The organism is Tamaricihabitans halophyticus (assembly GCF_004340875.1).
Taxonomy (GTDB): domain Bacteria; phylum Actinomycetota; class Actinomycetes; order Mycobacteriales; family Pseudonocardiaceae; genus Tamaricihabitans; species Tamaricihabitans halophyticus.
In genome coordinates, this window is record NZ_SLXQ01000010.1 from 42,751 (window position 1) to 61,429 (window position 18,679).

Genomic DNA, 18,679 nt, shown 5'->3' on the forward strand with positions numbered 1-18,679 from the left:
GGTGACGAGGGGCGGAGACGGTGACCGTGCAGGAACCCGACGAGCTGGCCGATACGCTCGATCGTGCCTATCGGCTGATCCTCGGCCGTCCGGCCGATCCGGATGGCGCCACCGGATACCTCGTGGCGCTGCGCGCGGGCGAACTGGACATAGCGGATGTCTGCGCGACACTCGCCGGCTCCGCCGAGTTCACCGAACGACTGCGTCCCACCACACCGACCGAGGAGGCGGTGGACGGCCCGGCGCCTGCCGACGATCCGGACTGGGTGGATGTGGCCGAGCTGATCAACACGACGAGCGTTGCCGAACTCGCGGAGACCGCGGAGAACTATTTCCGTGCCGTGGAGGATCCGGACAACCTGCTCGCCAAGCCGGTGAAGGACGCGGGCGAAGCGCCGGACCTGTTTGTCACCTTCGGCCAGGTGCTACGCGGACTGCAGGTGCTACCTGGGATGACGGTGCTTGATTTCGGCGCGGGGACCTGCTGGACAAGTCGGTTACTCGCCCAGCTCGGCTGCCGGGTCATCGCGCTGGACGTATCCCCGACGGCCCTGGAGTTCGGTCGCCAGCTGTTCGACCGGCAGCCGCTCATTGGTGCCCAGCCCACGCCCGAGTTCCTTGTCTTCGACGGTAAACACATCGACCTGCCGGACGCCAGCGTGGATCGCGTGCTGTGTTACGACGCGCTCCATCATGTGCCCAATGTGGACGAGGTGATCACCGAGCTGGCTCGGGTGCTCCGTCCCGGTGGTATCGCGGCCTTCTCCGAACCGGGCGAAGCGCACTCCGCGCATCCGCAATCCCAGTACGAAATGCGGCACTACGGCGTGCTGGAAAACGATCTGTCCATTACGGATATCTGGCAGACCGCGGGCAACGCCGGTTTCACCGAGCTACGGCTGTGCTTGCTCGACATCAATCCACAATGGGTCGATCTAGCCACCTTCCAGGACATTGTTGCCGGCCGCGCGGGTACCGACTGGTTTGTCGACGCCACCCGCGCGGCCGTCGGCAGTCGCCGAATGTTCTGGCTGCGTAAGGTTGGTACCGAGCCGCTGGACAGCAGGGCAGCGCAGGGGCTGGTTGGCGAGCTGGCGATCGACGACCTCGAGGTGGACACGTCGGGCGGGAATCCGGTGTGGACCGGTACCTGCCGGGTGCGCAACCCGGGGCCGCGGAGCTGGTTGCCGTCCGACGCGGGCTTCGGCGCGGTTTCGCTCGGTGTACGCCTGCACCTCGGCGACCGGACAACGCGAACCCTGGCGCGGATTCCGTTGCCCGGCCACGGGTTTGAGCCGGGACAGGAGACGAGCTTCCCGGTGCGGGTGGAGATCCCCACGCAGCCCGAGCGCATCACGGCCGTCGAGTTCGATCTGGTCAGCGAGAAGGTTTGCTGGTTCAGCGTGAACGGTTCGCCCGTGGTGACCGTCGGCCTTTAAACCTCAGCTCCGCAGCGGGGTGTGCTCGGCTGGCACCCGCTCATCGGCCGGCGGTGGCGGCGGGGGAGTGCCGGTACCGAATGGCCGACCACCAAGAGCGTCCCTGCCGTGTGGGGCGAGCCAGTTGGCCAGGTCTGGCCCGGCCGGCACGACTCCGGTGGGATTGACGTCCCTGTGCACCTCGTAATAGTGCTGCTTGATGTGCACGAAGTCGGTGGTGTCGCCGAAACCCGGAGTCTGGAACAGGTCACGGGTATACGCCCACAGCACGGGCATCTCGCTGAGCTTTGCCCGGTTGCACTTGTAATGCCCGTGGTAAACCGGGTCAAATCGGGCCAGCGTCGTGAACAGGCGGATATCCGCTTCGGTGATCGTGTCACCCACGAGGTAACGCTGCCCGCTCAGCCGCTCGGACAACCAGTCCAACCGGTCGAACAGTGCGTGGTAGGCCTGTTCGTAGGCCTGCTGCGTGGTGGCGAAACCGGCCCGGTACACGCCGTTGTTGACGTCGCGGAAGACAACCTCGTTGACTTCGTCGATCTCCGCGCGCAGCGCTTCCGGGTACAGCTCGGGCGCGCCCTCGCGGTGCAGGGCTCGCCATTCGAGCGACAGATCGATGGTGATCTGGTTGAAGTCGTTGGTTACCAGCTGACCGGTCGGCACCTCGACGATCGCGGGAACGGTGATTCCCTTTTCATAATCGGGAAACCGTGCGAAATAGGCTTCCCGAAGCCGCTCGATGCCGAGTACCGGGTCGCGTCCGCCAGGGTCGAGATCGAAGGTCCAACTGCGTTCGTCATGGGTTGGACCCGCGATTGCCATGGACAGCGCGCCCTCCAGGCCGAGCAGACGTCGCACGATCATCGCGCGGTTCGCCCAGGGACAGGCGCGGCTGACCACCAGCCGATAGCGCCCGCTTTGCACCGGGTAGCCATCCCTGCCGTCCTCGGTGATGCGCGTCGTCACATAGTTCATGTCCCTGGTGAACTCGCCGGTATCCGCCGTCATCGTTCCTCCGTCCTCGGCTTCTCCCACCAGCCTAGCGTTGGACGAGACGCCCCGGTCAGTGTTTCAGCTCGCGGAAACTGGGTGCCGCGGCCAACACGGTGCAGGCCTGCCAGATTCGGATGGCCTCGGCCGGTTCGGGAACGTTGCTGAGCACCGGGCCGAAGATCGTGTGCGGTTCACCAGTTGCCGTGCTGAGCGCCAGGATCGGCGTGCCGACCTCGGCCTCGATGCGGCCAACCGCGTCCTGGTGAGACGCGCGAAGCACGGTGTCGTAGTCGGTGCTCCAGCCGGCGCCGGCCAGCGCGGTGGGTAGCCCGCCGCGGTGTAGCGCCTCCTCGAGATCACCGAGCCATTCGCGTTCCGTGCCGTCCGGTTCCGTCCACAAAGCCCAGTAGAAGGACCGCAGGGCGGCGCTGCCGTGTTCGTGCCGTACGGCAGCGCCGATCCGGGCGGGAATCCACAGGTAGCCTTCCTCGTCACCCTCCGGGTCGACCTCGCGATGTTCGTTGAGGATGGAAAGGCTCATGATCCGCCAATGCACCTCGATCGCCAGTTCGCGGGCGACTAGCTCGAGCCAACGGGCCGTGTTCCTGGTGAGTGGGCAAGCGGGGTCAAGCCAGAAGTCGACGGTCCACGGGCCGTCGCTAGTGGCTGGTTCCGGCACGGTAGACACCGGAACATCCTATGCGGAACCACCCTTCCAGCGGTCGATATCCGCCTGGGTGATCTCCACCGGCTGGCTGGCCGGCTGGGTGATACGGAGGTGATTGCCGAACGGGTCACGCAGCGCGCAGTCGATTCCGTACGGCTGCTCGGTCGGCTCCTCGGTGAACTCGACGCCGTCCGCGCGGAGCTTGTCGTAGGTCGCCTGGCAGTCGTCGGTATTCAGAATCGCGACCGCACCGAGAGCGCCCTTGGTCACCAGATCCCTGAGCTGGGCCGCGGTCTCCGCGCTGTGTTGTGGCGATCCTGGCACTTCGAGCAGCAGGTGCCGGTCCGGGTCGGTGGGAAGCGCGATGGTCAGCCAGCGCATGAAACCCATATCGACATCGGCGGTTACCTGAAAGCCGAGCTTGCCTACGTAGAAGTCGAGCGCCTGTTGCTGATCGAGAACGGTTACCGAGGTGATGCTGATTTTGCTGAACATACTCGGAACACTACGGGCGCGATGACTCCGGCCGCTTATCCAAAACGACCGGTCTGGTCCACGCCTTGACGAAACAACGCGGAACCTCCAGCGGGCGCGAGTTCGCCCGGTATTCGGTTGGCGAGACGCCGACGATCGTCCGGAAAGTACGGCTGAACGTGCCGAGGCTTTCGAAACCGACCTGGCCGGCGACATCGGTCACCTGCGCTTCCGGTTTGCGCAGCAGTGCCATCGCGCGCTCGATCCGGCGTCGCTGGAGGTACCGGTGCGGTGTTTCGCCGAACGTGGCGCGAAACGAGCGGGTGAAATGCGTGGGTGACATGACCGCGATTCGTGCCAGCGCGGGTACGTCGAGCGGCTGGTCGAAGTCCCGGTCCATGGCGTCCTTGGCGCGCAGCAGCCGCAGGTTCTGCTCTTCGCGTGGAGTCAGGAAAGCGCTCGTCACGGACTCCAGCCTACGTTCACCCGGACCGGGGCGCGCGGTTTCCTCGCCCGGCTAGCGGCCGAGGATCGTCGAGTTGCCGAACACGAAGGGACTCGCGGCCGATTCGGTCAGGAAATCCGCGTACGGGCCTGGTTCGAATGGTGCCGCGGCCTCCAGAGTGATGACCGTCTCCGCCGGTAGCCGCAGCTCGACCGCGGCCAGGCTGTCCGGGACGCGGTCAGCGTGCCGGAAACCAACGATCGGATGCACCACGGCCGAGCGGGCCATGGTCCACGCAATGGCCACCTGACCTGGGCTCGCGCCCAGCTCACCGGCGACCTCGCGGAGCGCGGCGACCACCCGCCGTTGGCGCTCGGTCGGCTCCGCCACCCTGGACGATCCGGTGAGCCCGCCGTGGTCCAACACGCCCCACGCCGCGATGCTCAGCCCAAGATGTTCGGCGAGCGGCACGATATCCCGTTCGATATCGCGGTTGACCAGGCTGTACGGCACCTGGATACCGGCGAACGCGGTCCAGCCGCGCCATTCGGCGAGCAGATCGGCACGGCTGATCACCCAGGCTGGCGTGTCCGATACGCCGATATAGCGGATCTTGCCGGCGCGCACCAGGTCGTCAAGGGCACGCAGGGTCTCCTCGATGGGCGTGTGCCGGTCCCAGGTGTGCACCCACAGCACGTCGAGATAGTCCGTACGCAGTCGGCGCAGGCTCTGTTCGAGCGATCCGATGAGGTTCTTGCGGTGATTACCGGCCGCGTTCGGGTCCTGCTGGTCCCTGCTGAGCGTGTACTTGCTCGCGAGCACGAAGCGGTCCCTTTCGGTCGACGGGAACCGTCCTCGGCCGGCCAGTGCCTCGCCGAGCAAACGTTCGCTGTCGCCGTAGGCCGAGGCCGTGTCCAGCACATTGCCGCCCGCTTCCGCGTAGGCAGCCACAATGCGCCGGGTTTCGGCCGCATCGCTGAGCGTCATCGCGCCGAGAAACAGCTCCGAAACCCGTAACCCGGTACGCCCGAAAAGTCGATATCGCATGCCGTCATCCTCACTGGTCGGCGGGCATCCTGGGAGGCCGTGCCAGGGCCAGCCAGAAGAACGGCGAGCCAGAAGGAAGCCAGCCAGTAGACTCGCGACCATGGGGCAGACCGCGGCCGGGGCGCTTGGCGATACGGACAACGCCCTTGGCGCGTTCCTGCGCGCCCGCCGCGAAGGCGTACCGCCCTCGGCGGTCGGTTTGCCGAGTGATCCCGCCCGGCGTACCCCTGGCCTGCGGCGGGCCGAGCTGGCCGAGCTCGCCGGCATGAGCGTGGACTACCTCACCCGGCTGGAACGTGGCGCCGACCGTCGGCCATCGCCGCAGGTACTCGGCGCCCTCGCGGACGTACTCCGGCTCACCGAGGACGAGCACGTCCACCTGCTGCGGCTGGTCAAGGCGGGGGGAGGCATGGGTTGCACGGGCGAGACACCGCCAGCTCCGCGGCCTTCCCTGTGTGCGCTGCTTGACCAGCTCGAACCCGCGCCCGCGGTGCTGCTCAACCGGTGCGGCGACATCCTCGCCCGTACCGAGGGGTTTCGGGTGTTCGGTGTTCCCGAGGAGCTGACGAACCTTCCCCAGTTCGTCTTCACCAATACCCGCGCTCGCCGGCTGCTGCCGGACTGGGACGTGATCGCCGACGAGTGGGCCGCCCGGCTGCGTGCCGCGGTGGACCTCGGGGATCCGTATGCCCGGCTGTTCGCGACCGAACTGGCGCTGCGGGTTGGCGCCGAATTCGTCGCTAGGTACGACCGCGCGACGCGAGTTCCGATGTGGACCGGTACCGAGCGGTGGGCGGATTCCGCCGGTGTCATCCGCGACTGGCGGTACGAGGCGCTTGGGTTGCCGGAAACCGAGGAGCACCGGTTGCTCGTGTACTTGCCCGGCTAGCAGGTAGCGGTACCGGCGTCATTGTGTGCAACCACCACCACCCGGTGGTTGTTCCGTCCATTGTTGAGGCCCCCGGCCGCTTCTAGCGTGATGTACGGCCCGAGCGATCGTCGCGGATCGGGCGTCCAGACGCTTCGGAGGGTCATCTGATGGACCTGGTGAGTTTACTGCGTACCGGTGCCGAACGGTACGCCGAGCGCCCGGCGATCAGCTGCGATGGTGGTACCCAGAGCTATGCGATGGTCTACGAGCGGTGCTGTCGACTGGACAACGCGCTCGCTGGGCTGGGGCTACAACCGGGGGACCGGGTAGCCACCCTGACTGACAACAGCCCGGAGGCCCTCGAGCTGATCCTCGGCATCGCGCTTGGCGGGTACGTGCGTGCTTCGCTGTACACGCACAACAGCATCGACACCAACCTCTACCTGCTCGACAGGGTCGGTGCCAGCGTGCTGATCGTGCAGCGCGATCACTACGACACCATCGCCGCGCATCTGGGCGCGGCGCGCACGCTGCGGCATGTTCTTGTCCTGGATGGTCCCGCGCCAAGCGGGGTGCTCGACTACGCGGAGCTGCTCGCCGCCGCGTCGAATGTGGACCGAGGAGTCGAGCTGCCGCTGGACGCGCCGCAGACGATCCGCTTCTCCGCGGGCACTACGGGGAAGCCCAAGGGCATCATGCATTCGGTCCGTGCCTGGACCGGCCTTGGCAGTGAGACGGCGTCCACGCTGCCCGAACTGACCACCGAGGACTGTTATCTCGCCGGCGGCCCCCTTTCCCATGCCACGATCATGCCGGTACCCGGGGTACTCGCGGCCGGCGGCTCGGTCGTCGTGCTGCGCGCCTTCGACCCTGCCGAGTTCCTGGCCGCGATCGAGCGGCATAAGTGCACGCTGACCTTCGGTGTGCCAACGATGGTTCAGCTGGTGGCGCGGCACCCAGCCGCACGGCAGACCGATCTGAGCAGTCTGCGGGCGATCATCTATGGCGGGTCGCCGATGACCGAGACCGCACTGCACGAGGCGCGCGCCGTGTTCGGCGACATCATGATCCAGCTGTACGGGCAGAGCGAAGGCGCACCGGTCACCTATCTGCCGCCCGAGGACCACACCGCGCAGGGTGGCCGGCTGCTGCGTTCGGCTGGCAAGCCAACGATCAACTCACGGATCACCATCGTCGACGAGCAGGGCGCCAAGCTGTCGCAGGGTGAGGTGGGGGAGATCGCGTTCCAGTCGCCAAGCGCGTTCACCGAGATCTGGGGCGATCCAGCGGCGACCCGAGCCCGCAAACTGCCGGATGGTTCGGTGCTGACCAGGGATATGGGTTATCTGGACGAGCAGGGTTATCTCTTCCTGACCGACCGCAAGGAAGACATGATCATCTCCGGCGGCTTCAACATCTGGCCGGCTGAACTGGAGAACGCGCTGGTCGCCCATCCGGCCGTAGCCGAGGCCTCGGTGGTCGGGATCCCGCACGACAAATGGGGCGAGACGCCGATGGCTCTCGTGGTGCTTGTGGACGGTGCCAGTGTTACCGAGGACGAGCTGATCGCCTGGACCCGCGAGAAAGTCGGTCCAGTCAAACGTGTCACCAGCGTCCGTTTCGGTACGGAACTACCGAAGACTCCGGTGGGCAAGGTGCTGCGCCGGCAAGTGCGGGTCGAGTACGGCCCGCGTGTTACCCAGTGACGATCGGAAACCAACCGCTATGAAACGCGTATTCGTTGCCGGTGTCGGCATGACCAAGTTCGACAAACCGGGCAAGCCTGACCCCAACTATCCCGAACTCGCCCAGCAGGCCGGAACCGCGGCGCTCGCGGACGCCGGAATCAGCTACGCTGATATCGAGCAGGCCTGCGTGGGTTACGTGCACGCCGATTCCACCGCCGGCCAGCGCGCGGTGTACGGCCTGGGCATGACCGGTATCCCGGTGCTGAACGTGAACAACAACTGCGCGAGTGGTTCCTCGGCGCTGTACTACGCCCGGCAACTGGTCGCCGGCGGGCTGGCGGACTGTGTACTCGCGCTCGGTTTCGAGAAGATGCGGCGTGGTTCGCTCGGCACCGCGGTTCATCCACAAGCGACCGATCCGGTCGGGAAGTTCGTCAAGGCGGCGGCCCAGTTGCGGGAGCCAACCGGCGCTCCGGTGGTACTGGAGATGTTCCGCGCGGCGGGGCTGGACCATATGGAGCGGTACGGCACCACCCGCGAGCAGTTCGCCAAGGTGGCGGAGAAGAACCACCGGCATTCCGCTGCCAATCCGAACGCGCAGTTCCAGGATGTCTACTCACTCGAGGAGATCCTGTCGGCGAACCTGGTGTGCGATCCACTGACCAAACTGCAGTGCTCGCCGACCTCGGACGGCTCAGCGGCGGCTATCGTGGTCTCCGAAGAATTCGTCGATCGACACGGCCTCGCCGATCAGGCTATTGAGATCGTGGCGCAGGCGCTCACGACGGACACCCCGGACGCCTACGACAACGCGTTCAATCTGGTAGGTAAGGGCGTCAGCGAGCAGGCCGCGCGGCAGGCCTACGCGCAGGCGGAACTCGGCCCTACGGACGTCGACGTGATCGAACTGCACGACTGCTTCTCGATCAACGAGATCCTGAGTTACGAAGCGCTCGGGCTGTGCGCGGAGGGCGAAGGCGCGACGCTGATCGATGCCGGGGCGACGACCTACGGTGGCAAGTGGGTGGTCAACCCTTCCGGCGGGTTGATCTCGAAAGGACACCCGCTCGGGGCGACCGGTCTGGCGCAGTGCGCCGAGCTGAGCTGGCAGCTGCGTGGCGAAGCCGATCGGCGGCAGGTGGAAGGCGCGCGGGTCGGGCTGGCCCACAACGTCGGTCTTGGCAGCGCCGCCGTGGTGACCATTTACCGTAAGGCGGCCGCATGAGTGATCAGGTGTTGTTCGAGCGCCGCGAGCATATCGCGGTGATCACGATCAACCGGCCGGAACGCAAGAACGCCTTCGACCGGGCGACCGCGTACGCGATGGAAGCGGCCGTGGACACGTTCGAGGCCGATGACGAGTTGCGGGTAGCCGTACTGACCGGCGCTGGCGGCGTGTTCTGTGCGGGTCAGGACATCATCGCCGCCGGCAAGGGCGAACTCGGGCTGACCGAACGCCGTGGCGGCGGTGGGATCATGGCGCTACCACCGGAGAAGCCGGTGATCGCCGCCGTTGAGGGACATGCTGTCGGCGGTGGGCTCGAACTCTGCTTGAGTTGTGATCTCGTTGTCGCGGCGAGTACCGCCAAGCTGGGGCTTCCCGAGGCGAAACGCGGTTTTCCCGCAATGGGCGGCGGGTTGTTCCGGTTGCCACGGCGGATCCCGTACGCCATCGCGATGGAGGCCGCGATCACCGGGGCTGTCTGGCCGGCAACCAGGTTTCACGAGCTCGGGTTGGTCAATCGCGTCACCGAACCGGGCGAGGCGTTGTCGGGCGCGCTCGAGCTCGCTGGCGAAGTGGCGGCCGCCGGTCCGGTCGCGGTGCGCGCGAGCAAGGCCATCGTGCGTCACAGTTCCGAATGGACAGACGAGGACAGCTGGCAGAACCAGCAGCCGTTCGTCGACCAGGTAGTGAATTCCGCTGACTACCGCGAAGGAATGACCGCCTTCGCTGAAAAACGTGCACCGGTATGGAAGGGACGTTGAGCCGATGAGCCAAACTCGACAGATCATCGATATCGAGGGCCGTGTTGCCGTCGTCACCGGCGCGGGCCAGGGCGTTGGCCGTCAGATTGCCCTGGACCTTGCCGCGCACGGCGCGGGCGCGGTGGTGGTGAACGATATCGACGCCGCGCGCGCTCAGCGGGTCGCCGATGAGATCAGCGAGCAGGGCACCAAAGCCATGGGATTGCGCTGTGACGTATCGAATTTCGACGCGGTCGGCGAGATGTTCGCGACGATCCAGGAAGCCTACGGCCCGGTCGGCGTGTTGGTGAACAACGCCGGAAACCAGGGTGGGGACAAGGCGCCACCATCGCAACCGTTCTGGGAACAGGGGCCAGCCGAGTGGTACCCGTCGATCGGGGTGAACCTGCACGGCGTGCTCAACTGTGCCAGGTATGCGCTCGGGCAGATGGTGAACGCTTCGGGCGGCGGCCGAATCGTCACGGTCATTTCGGATGCGGGCAGGGTCGGCGAGATCAACGGACTCGAGGCGTATTCCGGAGCCAAGGCCGGCGCGGCCGGGCTTACCAGGGCACTGGCCCGGCTCGGCGGCAGGTACCAGGTCACCGCGAACTCCGTCGCGCTCGGCGCCACGCGTACGCCCGCGACCGAGGAGTACCTTGCTGACCCGGATATGCGGAAGCGGGTTCTCGGGCAGTACATGGTGCGCAGGGTCGGAGAGCCCACCGATGCCTCGGGCATGGTGGCTTTCCTGGCATCGGCCGCCGCCGGCTGGATCTCCGGGCAGACCATCCCGGTCAACGGCGGATACTCGGTGACGCTATGACCGGTGACGCCACCGATTTCACCGCGGAACTGTTTGGCATCGCGGGCAAGACCGCCGTGGTGACCGGTGGTACCAGCGGGATCGGCCTGATGATCGCCGAAGGGTTGGTCCGTGCCGGTGCCACGGTGCTGGTCTCCTCGCGCAAACCGAAGGCGTGCGCGGATACCGCCGAGCTGCTCAGCGAGTTCGGTAGGTGCACTGGTGTGCCCGCGGATGTGGCCACCCCCGCCGGCGCGGAGACGTTGCGCGAAGCCGTGGACGAGCGGTTCGGCGGCCAGCTGGACATCCTGGTGAACAACGCGGGCGCGACCTGGGGAGCTCCGCTGGAGGAATTCCCGGACGCGGCGTGGGACAAGCTGGTGAACCTCAACCTCAGCGGCGTGTTCCGGCTGACCGTGGCGCTGCTGCCGGCCTTGCGGAAGGCGGGCAGCGCACCGGATCCAGCGCGGGTCATCAACATCGGATCGATCGCCGGGATGCGGGTGCCGGCGATGCAGAACTATGCGTACAGCTCGACCAAGGCGGCCGTGCATATGTTGACGCGGCATCTGGCCAGTGAGCTCACCACGGACCACGTGACCGTCAACGCGCTCGCGCCCGGCTATTTCGAGAGCCGGATGAGTGCCTTCGTTTTCGAGGATCCCGAGGCGAAGCAGGCGCTCGATGCGTCGATCCCGATGGGCAGGACGGGCGCCGCCATGGATATCGCCGGTGTCGTGCAGTTCCTGTCCGCGCGGGCGGGTGCCTACCTGACGGGGGCGGTTATCCCGGTGGACGGGGGTATCGTCGACTGCACCTGAGTTGGCCGGAAGCGGGCTCTATGGTGGGTCACCACTGAACGGTGCCAGTTCCACCGCGACGCGTAACGCGAGGCTTCCCGGATCGACGGGTCGGCCGAGGATTTCCTCGATCCGCTCGACTCGCTTGATCACCGTGTTCGGGTGTACGTGCAGGCGCCGTGCGGTTTTCGTTGGGCTGGCGAGCTCTTCGAGGTATACGGCAAGGGTGCGGAGCAGCCGGTGCGCGGACTCGTCGGAGCTGGCCAGTCTGCCCAGCTGGCGGTGCACGAACGCGTTGGCCGCGACGAGGTCGCGGGAGGCGAGTGAGGCGACGGCGATGTCGTCGAAGAGCACCGGCTTGTTAATGGCGGTGAGCCCGACGGCCACGCTGACCCTGCGGGCTTCCAGCGCTTCCAGATGGCTGGCGCGAAAACCGTCCACGCCTTGCTGTGGCGCGCCGAGCGCGAGGTGAATGCCGTCCGGCAGGGTTTCCTCACGAAGGGCCGTATGCCAGGCGTCCCCGCTGGAGATCCAGCCGAACAGGCTGCGTTCGCCATTCGGCACGGCGAGGTGCTGACGAGGGCGTAGCCGTTCGAACAGTCGCGTGGTGACACTGTCCAGCCTGTCCAGTTCGGACAGCGCGTCCACCCAGGCGATATAGCCGACATGGCTGGTGTTGAACTCGTACCCGAGGGTCGATTCGGCTTCGGTGACGGGAATCGAGCCGGCGAGTAGGGCGGCGATGACTTCCGCGCGCCGGGACATGCTTCGCCGTTCAATCAGGGCTCGTTCGCTGGCGTAGGCCGTCGCGGTCGCCTTGGTCGCGGTCTGGAAGTAGGCGAACAGGTGCGCCGAGGCTAGTTCGAGTACTTCGGCTCGATGTTCCGGGGCAAGCTGATAGGGGCCGTCCCGCAATGCCGCGGCCAGCCTCCGCCACAGCCCGGCGTGCACGATCTCGAAAGCACGCAGTAGTGCGGTCAGGGGTGGCATGTCCTGGCGGGCAAGCGCCCTGGCGTGTCGATCGATCAGCGGGGGCATGGCGATCTGCCCGCCCCGCGGCGACTGGCCGACGCAGTTGACGAGGCTGACCAGGTGTACCCGGACAGCCAGCCGGATCGCCGCTCGTGGGTCCTCCCGCGCGATGGCCAGCTCGGGGACCTCGGCGAGTTCACCGTCCACCAGGGAGTCGAGTACCTCGTCGAGTTCCGTGTTCAGCCAACGGACCAGCCAACCGAGTGGCTGCTCCGTGAGATCCGCGTGCCCAGGCGGTTGCTCGGGCGTGCTGAACGTCGCCATGGCCGGATTCTAGACCGGGCGAGCCCAGTAGACCGCATCCTTGCGGATATCGCGGTTGCTCAGAGACGGGGGTCGACCGGTTCGGACTCCAGGGCCAGTACCGCGAAGACCGGTTCGTGTACCCGCCACAGTGGCTCCGCGGCCACGAACCGGGAGAGCGATTCGATACCGAGGGCATACTCGCGCAGTGCCAGCGACCGTTTCCGGCCAAGGGAACGCTGGCGCAGCCGGTCCAGATGCCGTGGCTCGGTGTAGTCCGGTCCGTAGACGATCCGCAGGTACTCGCGACCACGGCATTTCACCCCTGGCTGGACCAGCTTTCCGGCCACGGGCTCGGCCGGTTTGACCACCATGCCCTCGCCGCCGGCTTCGGTGAGTTCAGTCCACCAGTCGATGCCAGCCGCCACCGATGCTTCGTCGGCAAGATCCACCCGCAGCCTTCGGGTCGACCGCAGCAGTGCGGGATCCGCCGCGACGAAGCGGTCCAAGAGCGCGCTGTGCCAGTCCCTCGGCTTGGTCGCATGGACCTGGCCTTCTGCCGCGAGCACGGTGAACGGAGCAAGCGAGATCCCCTCCAGACCGTCCACCGGCCAGCAGTACCGCCCGTAGGCCGCCACGTAGCCGCGCGCGTTCGACAACCGGCTTCGCTGTTCGGCCAGCAGACCGGTGAGGTCTACGCCGCGTGCGGTCGCTTGCTCGAGGGCGGAGATCGCGGCCGGCAGCGCCGAGGTCGCCGCCGCGCCGACCGGGGCGTACTGCCGCTTGAGTAGTTCGTCCGCCTTCGCTGACCACGGCAACAGTTCAGCGTCCAGCACAACCCAGTCACTGTCCAACGTGGACCACAAGTCAGCCGCGTTCGCCGCCGCGCGTAGCCGGTCAAGGAAACCGTTCCGCTCGTGGAAGAACGCACGGCCGGTGCGGGTGTACACGGCGCCGGCCGCGCCGTCCAGAGCGCCGAACCGGCGCCGGCCGACCTCCTGATCGCGACACAGCACCACGACAGCGCGGGAACCCATGTGCTTCTCTTCGCACACCACGGCCGGCACGCCGTCGGAGCGGTAGGCGTTGAACGCTTCCCTGGGATGCTCCAGCATCCCATCCATAGTGGACGTCGCGCACGGCGCCATCGTCGGTGGTAGATATGGCAACCACTGCGGCGCGATCGCGAACCGGCTCATCACTTCGAGCGCGCCAGCGGCATTCTCCTCGCGGATCTTGAGTTTGCCCATCAGCCGCGTGTCCACATGCCGGGCGCCGAGCACATCGTCGATGCGCAGGACATCCGGCGCGCGGGTCGGCGTTTCGAGCGGTTTTGCCGGCTCGTAGTACATCCGCTCAGCGGGTACCGAGACCAGTTCCTTGGCCGGCCAACGCATCGCCGTGAGTGCGCCGCCGAACACACAGCCGGTATCCAGGCAGATGGTGTTGTTCACCCATTCCGCCTCTGGCACCGGTGTATGGCCGTAAACCACGGTCGCCGCTCCCCGGTAGTCGTCCGCCCACGGGTAGCGCACCGGCAAGCCGTACTCGTCGGTTTCCCCGCTCGTCTCGCCATAGAGGCAGAAGGAGCGCACCCGGGCAGAGGCGCGGCCGTGGTATTCCTCCTTCAGCCCGGCATGCGCGACAACGAGCTGGCCGCCGTCCAGCCGGTAGTGGCTGACCAGCCCGTACATGAACTCGCGGGCCGCCGTGCGAAACTCCTCGGATTCCTCGGAAAGTTGCGCCAGCGATTCGGCGAGTCCGTGCGAGACCTTGACATTCTTGCCACCCAGCGCGCGAACAAGCTTGTGCTCGTGGTTACCCGATACGCACAACGCGTTGCCCGCGTTGACCATTCCCATCACCAGGCGCAGTACCCCTGGAGTGTCCGGGCCGCGATCGACCAGATCGCCGACGAACACGGCGGTACGGCCCTCCGGGTGATACGCCGTATCGGGGCTGACCACGTATCCCAGCTTGGTCAACAAGGACACCAGTTCGGCGTGGCAGCCGTGCACATCGCCAATGATGTCGAACGGGCCAGTCAGTTCCCGTTTGTCGTTGTAGGCCCTCTCGTACTCGATGGACACACTGTCCTCTGGAGACAGTACGTGGACCTTGCGGAACCCTTCCTTGGCGAGGTGCCGGATGGACCTGCGCAGCGCGTCGTGCTGCCGGCGGATTACATGCTCGGGCAGGTCGCGGTGGCCCTTGTTCCGTTCCCGCAGTGTCCCCAGCGGGACATCCAGGACGACCGCGACCGGCAACACATCGTGTTCCCTGGCGAGCGTGACAAGTTTCGCGCGGTCATCGCGCTGCACATGCGTGGCGTCGACAACGGTGAGCCGGCCGGCGCGTAGCCGGGTTCCCGCAACGTAGTGCAGCGCGTCGAACGCGTCGCTGGTCGCCGACTGGTCGTTCTCGTCGTCGGCGACCATGGCGCGAAACGCATCAGAGGACAGGATCTGGGTCGCGGCGAAATGCTCGCGGGCGAAGCTCGACTTCCCGGAGCCGGTGACGCCGACCAGCGCGACGAGGCTCAGGTCGGGGATGGCGATGCGCTTGGTCATGCGGCCCTCCTGGTGAATACCGCGAGCTGGGTCGGCGAGCCGACTTCGGGGTCAACGGGTCCAATCGGCACATGTCGTACGTCGTAGCCGTGCGTCGCGCAGATGTCGTCCGCCCACGAGCCCAGCTCCGCGCGGGTCCACTCGAAGCGATGATCCGGGTGTCGAAGGTGGCCTGCTGGCAGCGATTCCCACCGGACGTTGTACTCCGAATTGGGAGTCGTCACGAGCACGTGTCGTGGCGCGGCTGCACCGAAAACTGTTGCCGCGAGCGCGGGAAGTCGAGGTAGGTCGATATGTTCGACTACTTCGGACAGTACGATCGCGTCGAAATCGGCGATCCGTGGGTCCGCGTAGCTCACCGAGCCCTGGTGCAGACTCACTCGCTCACGCTGCCGATCGGCGAATCGTTCGACCTGCCGCGCGGCCGAACGCAGTTGGCCGGCTGCGACCTCCACGCCAACGATCTCGGTGAAGGTGGGCTCGGCAACCAGTTCGTGCAGCAACTTTCCTTCGCCGCAACCCATATCCACGACACGGTGTGCGCCGATGGCGCGTAGCTCGTCTACAATGGTCGCGCGCCGTTGTTGCGCGAGTGACCGTTCCCGCGCGGGCGGCTCCGCGTGTTCGGCATCCTCGGCTGGCCGATCGTCGAGTTCGGTCAACCGCTCGAGTGCCTCTGCGGCATAGCGGCCCTGGTGCGCGAGGTAGCGGGTGGTGATCAGTTCGCGATCCGGATGCGTCGCGAGCCAGTTCGCGCCGACCCGCAGTAGTTTGTCGATCTCGTCGGCAACAACCCAGTAGTGCTTCCCGTCATCGAGCACGGGCAGCAGCACATACAGCTGCGCGAGTGCGTCCGAGAGGCGAAGCGTGCCGGTCAACCGCAGGTCGGCGTACGGGCTCTCGCCCCAGTCAGCGAAGCTGGGATCGAGCTGTTGGCTGGTGACGGCCACGGTCCAGCCCAGCGGCGTGAACAGCCGCTCGGCCAGCGCCGAGGGGCAACAGGGTAGGTGAATTTCCAGCGGGATCGGGGTTTCCGCCAGTTCGGGCCGAGCATCGCAGCGACCGCGCAGCGCGGTGCCGAACACCTTGCCGATAGCGACAGCCAGCAGCGACGAGGCGGCGTACGGGCGATCGTTGACATACTGACCGAGCGTGTTACCTGCTTTGCGGACAAGCCCGATCGGGTCGACGTCCAGCAAGAGGGTCGCCGTGCAGCGTTGCGCGGACGCCTCGGGGTAGAAGACGTGCGCGGTGCCGGTGGATACCTCGAACCGTTGCGCGCGGTCCGGGTGCTTGTGCAGGAGGTATCCGAGATCGGTCGCGGGCTGGTGCGTCGTCGTGATGCTGACAAGCATGACGACGAGTATCCCGTAGCCCGCAATTGGTTTGGCGTGAGGTGGGGTGCGTGCCGACGACGGCGACCGTCAGATCGTGGTGCCGATCATGGTGGCGGTGGACAGTCCGAGCAGCGCCACATAGCTCCACGCGTAGGGTCGGTCGGGTATGCGCGGCGGGCGCCGCCGCAGTATCACGATCACCGGTAGCGCGCCGGCGAGCAGCGCGGCAGCCGAGCCGAGATCCACCGCACCGACCAGTGCGATGCCGCCATTGCCCGCGATATCCGGGCGCTGGGCAAGAAACACCAGGAACGCGGGGACCGCGATGGCAAGGGTTAACGGGTTGGCGAGTGTGGTCGCGACCCGCATGGGCTGGCCAGCTCGGCGCAGCAGCGGCACTGTCATCACGCTGCCGCCCACGCCAAGAAACGCCGCGATCGTGCCGATCGGCAGCCCAGCCACGGTGCCGATGGCCATTCCGCCCGGTGTGCGGTCGGCGGCGGTTGCCGGGCGCAGGAATCCAGGTCGGGCGAGAACGTCCACGATGGTTCCGAGCATGTAGCAGACGAAGCTCCAAGTGATCAGCGCGGCAGGGGCGAGTTGTGCCGCACTCGCGCCGATCGCGCCGCCGAGCCCAAGCAGTCCGAGAAGTCCCGTCCTGCCGCGTAGCAGCGCAAGTATCTGGCGGTCGGTCGCGGCGGTGGCCACCAGCGCGTTGACGATCATGACAGCGCTCGAGGTGGCGACGGCGATATGCGCGACGTCAGAGCCGGTGGCGCCGTGCACCGCGACGATCGCGGGTACGGTCACGAATCCACCGCCGAAGCCGAAGAGCACCGTCGTCGTACCGGATAGCAGCCCGACAGCGAACAAGAGCAGCAGTTCACCCACGAGCATCAATTCCAGCGGCTGACTAGCTGGCAGACAATCGATGTTCCGCCAAGATATTTCGAGAGTTGGTCAGTATCCTGGCCATGTGCGGAACGTGTCCTATGAGTGTTATGACCGGGTACCGAGGGACGTGCTGCCGATCGGAACCGACTACGAACCCGGCTACCTGCTGGACTGGCATACCCACCGCAGGGCGCAGTTTCTGTACAGCGCGACCGGCAGCATGATCGCCGAAACCGAGGACGGCACCTGGACCGTGCCGAGCGACCGGGCGGTACTCATCCCGGCGGGTACCCGGCACCGCATCCGCATGCTGGAGGCGAGCACCCGCAGCCTCTACATCGAGCCGTCCGCCGTGCCGTGGTGGCCGCGCGTATGCACCGTCGTCGATGTCACCCCGCTGTTGCGCGAACTGCTGCTGGTCGCCGTCGACTTCGGACCGGACTATGACCTTGCGGGGCGGGCTGGCGCCGTTGCTCAGCTGCTGCTGTTCGAGCTCGCGGGGCTGGCGCCGCTGCCGCTACACATCGGGCTGCCCGCGACACCGGAGCTCGGCGCGCTGTGCCGGGAATACCTCGCGCATCCGGAACCGGGTGTCACGAACGCGGACTGGGCACGGCGGCTCGCGCTCAGCGAGCGCGGGCTCGCCAGGCGCTTCCACCTCGAACTGGGCATGAGCCCTGCGGCCTGGCGGGTGCGCGCTCGGCTCATCGCCGCCGTCCCGCTGTTGCGCGCGCATCCGATCGCCCGCGTCGCTGGCGAACTCGGTTACGCCTCACCAGCGGGGTTTACCGCGGCATTCAGCCGGGTCTTTGGCCTGCCGCCCTCGGCGCTGCACGGCAGGTGAGCGTCGACCGGCCGTCGGGTGATGATCAGGAATCGAGAAGTCCAGCGCCGCCTTCCGGGTTAGCGTGGCAGTACCTCGATAGCGAAGGAGTGCGACACGATGGCTGCGGGAAAGTCCGGTGACAAGGCGGCACCGGGGTTCAACGAGCAGGAGCGCGCCGCGATGAAGGCGCGTGCGGCTGAGGTGAAGGCCGAAGCGCGTGGCGGCAAGGGGGCAAAGAAGGCCGCGGCCGATGAAGCCGCGATGCTGGCGAAGATCGCCGAGATGTCCGAACCGGACCGGCAGCTGGCCGAGCGGGTACACGCCGTGGTCACCGCGGCGGCGCCGGATCTCGCACCGAAACTCTGGTACGGCCAGCCAGCGTGGGCCAAGGCGGGAAAGGTGCTGTGCTTCTTCCGGAGTGGGCAGGTGGACAAGGAACGTTATTCGACCTTCGGGTTCAGCACCGAGGCCGAGCTCGACGAGGACAGTGGCCTGTGGGCAACCTCGTTCGCGCTCACCGAACTCAGCTCGGCAGGCGAGAAGACGATCACGAAGTTGGTGCGCAAGGCCGTGGGCTGAGGTC

Annotated in this window: 18 protein-coding genes; 9 read left to right on the plus strand and 9 right to left on the minus strand. The window is 66.7% G+C overall.

Translation table 11 applies throughout. The features are described 5' to 3' along the window. Positions 1-20 precede the first annotated feature (20 nt). A complete protein-coding gene (locus tag EV191_RS20515; RefSeq protein ID WP_132878766.1) occupies positions 21-1,439 on the plus strand; it encodes a class I SAM-dependent methyltransferase in 1,419 nt (472 codons plus the stop codon). Between the two features lie 3 nt (positions 1,440-1,442). Here the strand turns inward: EV191_RS20515 and EV191_RS20520 are convergent, their stop codons facing one another. From EV191_RS20520 to EV191_RS20540, 5 genes are all read right to left on the minus strand, one after another. Continuing rightward, complete coding sequence (locus EV191_RS20520) at positions 1,443-2,447, minus strand: glutathione S-transferase family protein (RefSeq protein ID WP_132878767.1); 1,005 nt, start codon at positions 2,445-2,447, stop codon at positions 1,443-1,445. Positions 2,448-2,502: 55 nt separating this feature from the next. Continuing rightward, the gene (locus EV191_RS20525) at positions 2,503-3,120 is read right to left on the minus strand and encodes a mycothiol-dependent nitroreductase Rv2466c family protein (RefSeq protein WP_207894596.1); all 618 of its coding nucleotides are present in this window, start codon (positions 3,118-3,120) and stop codon (positions 2,503-2,505) included. 9 nt (positions 3,121-3,129) lie between these two features. After that, the gene (locus EV191_RS20530) at positions 3,130-3,594 is read right to left on the minus strand and encodes a VOC family protein (protein WP_132878768.1); all 465 of its coding nucleotides are present in this window, start codon (positions 3,592-3,594) and stop codon (positions 3,130-3,132) included. A 10-nt stretch (positions 3,595-3,604) separates the two neighbouring features. Continuing rightward, positions 3,605-3,973 carry a helix-turn-helix transcriptional regulator gene (locus tag EV191_RS20535; RefSeq protein ID WP_132878926.1) on the minus strand — a complete coding sequence of 123 codons (369 nt, stop codon included), beginning with the start codon at positions 3,971-3,973 and terminating at the stop codon, positions 3,605-3,607. A gap of 117 nt (positions 3,974-4,090) precedes the next feature. Beyond that, positions 4,091-5,065 (minus strand): aldo/keto reductase, encoded by a 975-nt coding sequence (locus EV191_RS20540; RefSeq protein WP_132878769.1) that lies wholly within the window; start codon positions 5,063-5,065, stop codon positions 4,091-4,093. A gap of 100 nt (positions 5,066-5,165) precedes the next feature. On the opposite strand from EV191_RS20540, the gene EV191_RS20545 reads away from it, so the two are divergent. The 6 genes from EV191_RS20545 to EV191_RS20570 all read left to right on the plus strand — a co-directional run bounded on the left by EV191_RS20545 (position 5,166) and on the right by EV191_RS20570 (position 11,215). Then, the gene (locus EV191_RS20545) at positions 5,166-5,954 is read left to right on the plus strand and encodes a helix-turn-helix domain-containing protein (protein ID WP_132878770.1); all 789 of its coding nucleotides are present in this window, start codon (positions 5,166-5,168) and stop codon (positions 5,952-5,954) included. Positions 5,955-6,103: 149 nt separating this feature from the next. Further along, positions 6,104-7,642 (plus strand): class I adenylate-forming enzyme family protein, encoded by a 1,539-nt coding sequence (locus EV191_RS20550; RefSeq protein ID WP_132878771.1) that lies wholly within the window; start codon positions 6,104-6,106, stop codon positions 7,640-7,642. 19 nt (positions 7,643-7,661) lie between these two features. Next, complete coding sequence (locus tag EV191_RS20555) at positions 7,662-8,849, plus strand: thiolase C-terminal domain-containing protein (protein WP_132878772.1); 1,188 nt, start codon at positions 7,662-7,664, stop codon at positions 8,847-8,849. Then, positions 8,846-9,610 carry a crotonase/enoyl-CoA hydratase family protein gene (locus EV191_RS20560; RefSeq protein WP_132878773.1) on the plus strand — a complete coding sequence of 255 codons (765 nt, stop codon included), beginning with the start codon at positions 8,846-8,848 and terminating at the stop codon, positions 9,608-9,610. The genes EV191_RS20555 and EV191_RS20560 overlap by 4 nt, the downstream gene beginning before the upstream one ends. Before the next feature lie 4 nt (positions 9,611-9,614). Then, positions 9,615-10,415 carry an SDR family NAD(P)-dependent oxidoreductase gene (locus EV191_RS20565; RefSeq protein ID WP_132878774.1) on the plus strand — a complete coding sequence of 267 codons (801 nt, stop codon included), beginning with the start codon at positions 9,615-9,617 and terminating at the stop codon, positions 10,413-10,415. Next, the gene (locus EV191_RS20570) at positions 10,412-11,215 is read left to right on the plus strand and encodes an SDR family oxidoreductase (RefSeq protein WP_132878775.1); all 804 of its coding nucleotides are present in this window, start codon (positions 10,412-10,414) and stop codon (positions 11,213-11,215) included. The genes EV191_RS20565 and EV191_RS20570 overlap by 4 nt, the downstream gene beginning before the upstream one ends. 18 nt (positions 11,216-11,233) lie before the next feature. On the opposite strand, the gene EV191_RS20575 is transcribed toward EV191_RS20570, so the two are convergent. From EV191_RS20575 to EV191_RS20590, 4 genes are all read right to left on the minus strand, one after another. Then, a complete protein-coding gene (locus EV191_RS20575; protein ID WP_132878776.1) occupies positions 11,234-12,490 on the minus strand; it encodes a PucR family transcriptional regulator in 1,257 nt (418 codons plus the stop codon). Between the two features lie 59 nt (positions 12,491-12,549). Beyond that, complete coding sequence (locus tag EV191_RS20580) at positions 12,550-15,039, minus strand: polynucleotide kinase-phosphatase (RefSeq protein WP_132878777.1); 2,490 nt, start codon at positions 15,037-15,039, stop codon at positions 12,550-12,552. After that, entirely contained in the window at positions 15,036-16,394 is a 1,359-nt protein-coding gene (locus EV191_RS20585) for a 3' terminal RNA ribose 2'-O-methyltransferase Hen1 (RefSeq protein WP_132878778.1), read from the minus strand. Before EV191_RS20585 ends, EV191_RS20580 begins: the two co-directional genes overlap by 4 nt. 69 nt (positions 16,395-16,463) lie before the next feature. Beyond that, positions 16,464-17,273 carry a sulfite exporter TauE/SafE family protein gene (locus EV191_RS20590; protein WP_207894597.1) on the minus strand — a complete coding sequence of 270 codons (810 nt, stop codon included), beginning with the start codon at positions 17,271-17,273 and terminating at the stop codon, positions 16,464-16,466. A gap of 79 nt (positions 17,274-17,352) precedes the next feature. On the opposite strand from EV191_RS20590, the gene EV191_RS20595 reads away from it, so the two are divergent. Beyond that, on the plus strand, positions 17,353-18,114 hold the full coding sequence (locus tag EV191_RS20595; RefSeq protein ID WP_165913032.1) for an AraC family transcriptional regulator: 762 nt from the start codon (positions 17,353-17,355) through the stop codon (positions 18,112-18,114). 99 nt (positions 18,115-18,213) lie between these two features. Then, complete coding sequence (locus tag EV191_RS20600) at positions 18,214-18,675, plus strand: DUF1801 domain-containing protein (RefSeq protein WP_132878780.1); 462 nt, start codon at positions 18,214-18,216, stop codon at positions 18,673-18,675. Positions 18,676-18,679: the final 4 nt, after the last annotated feature.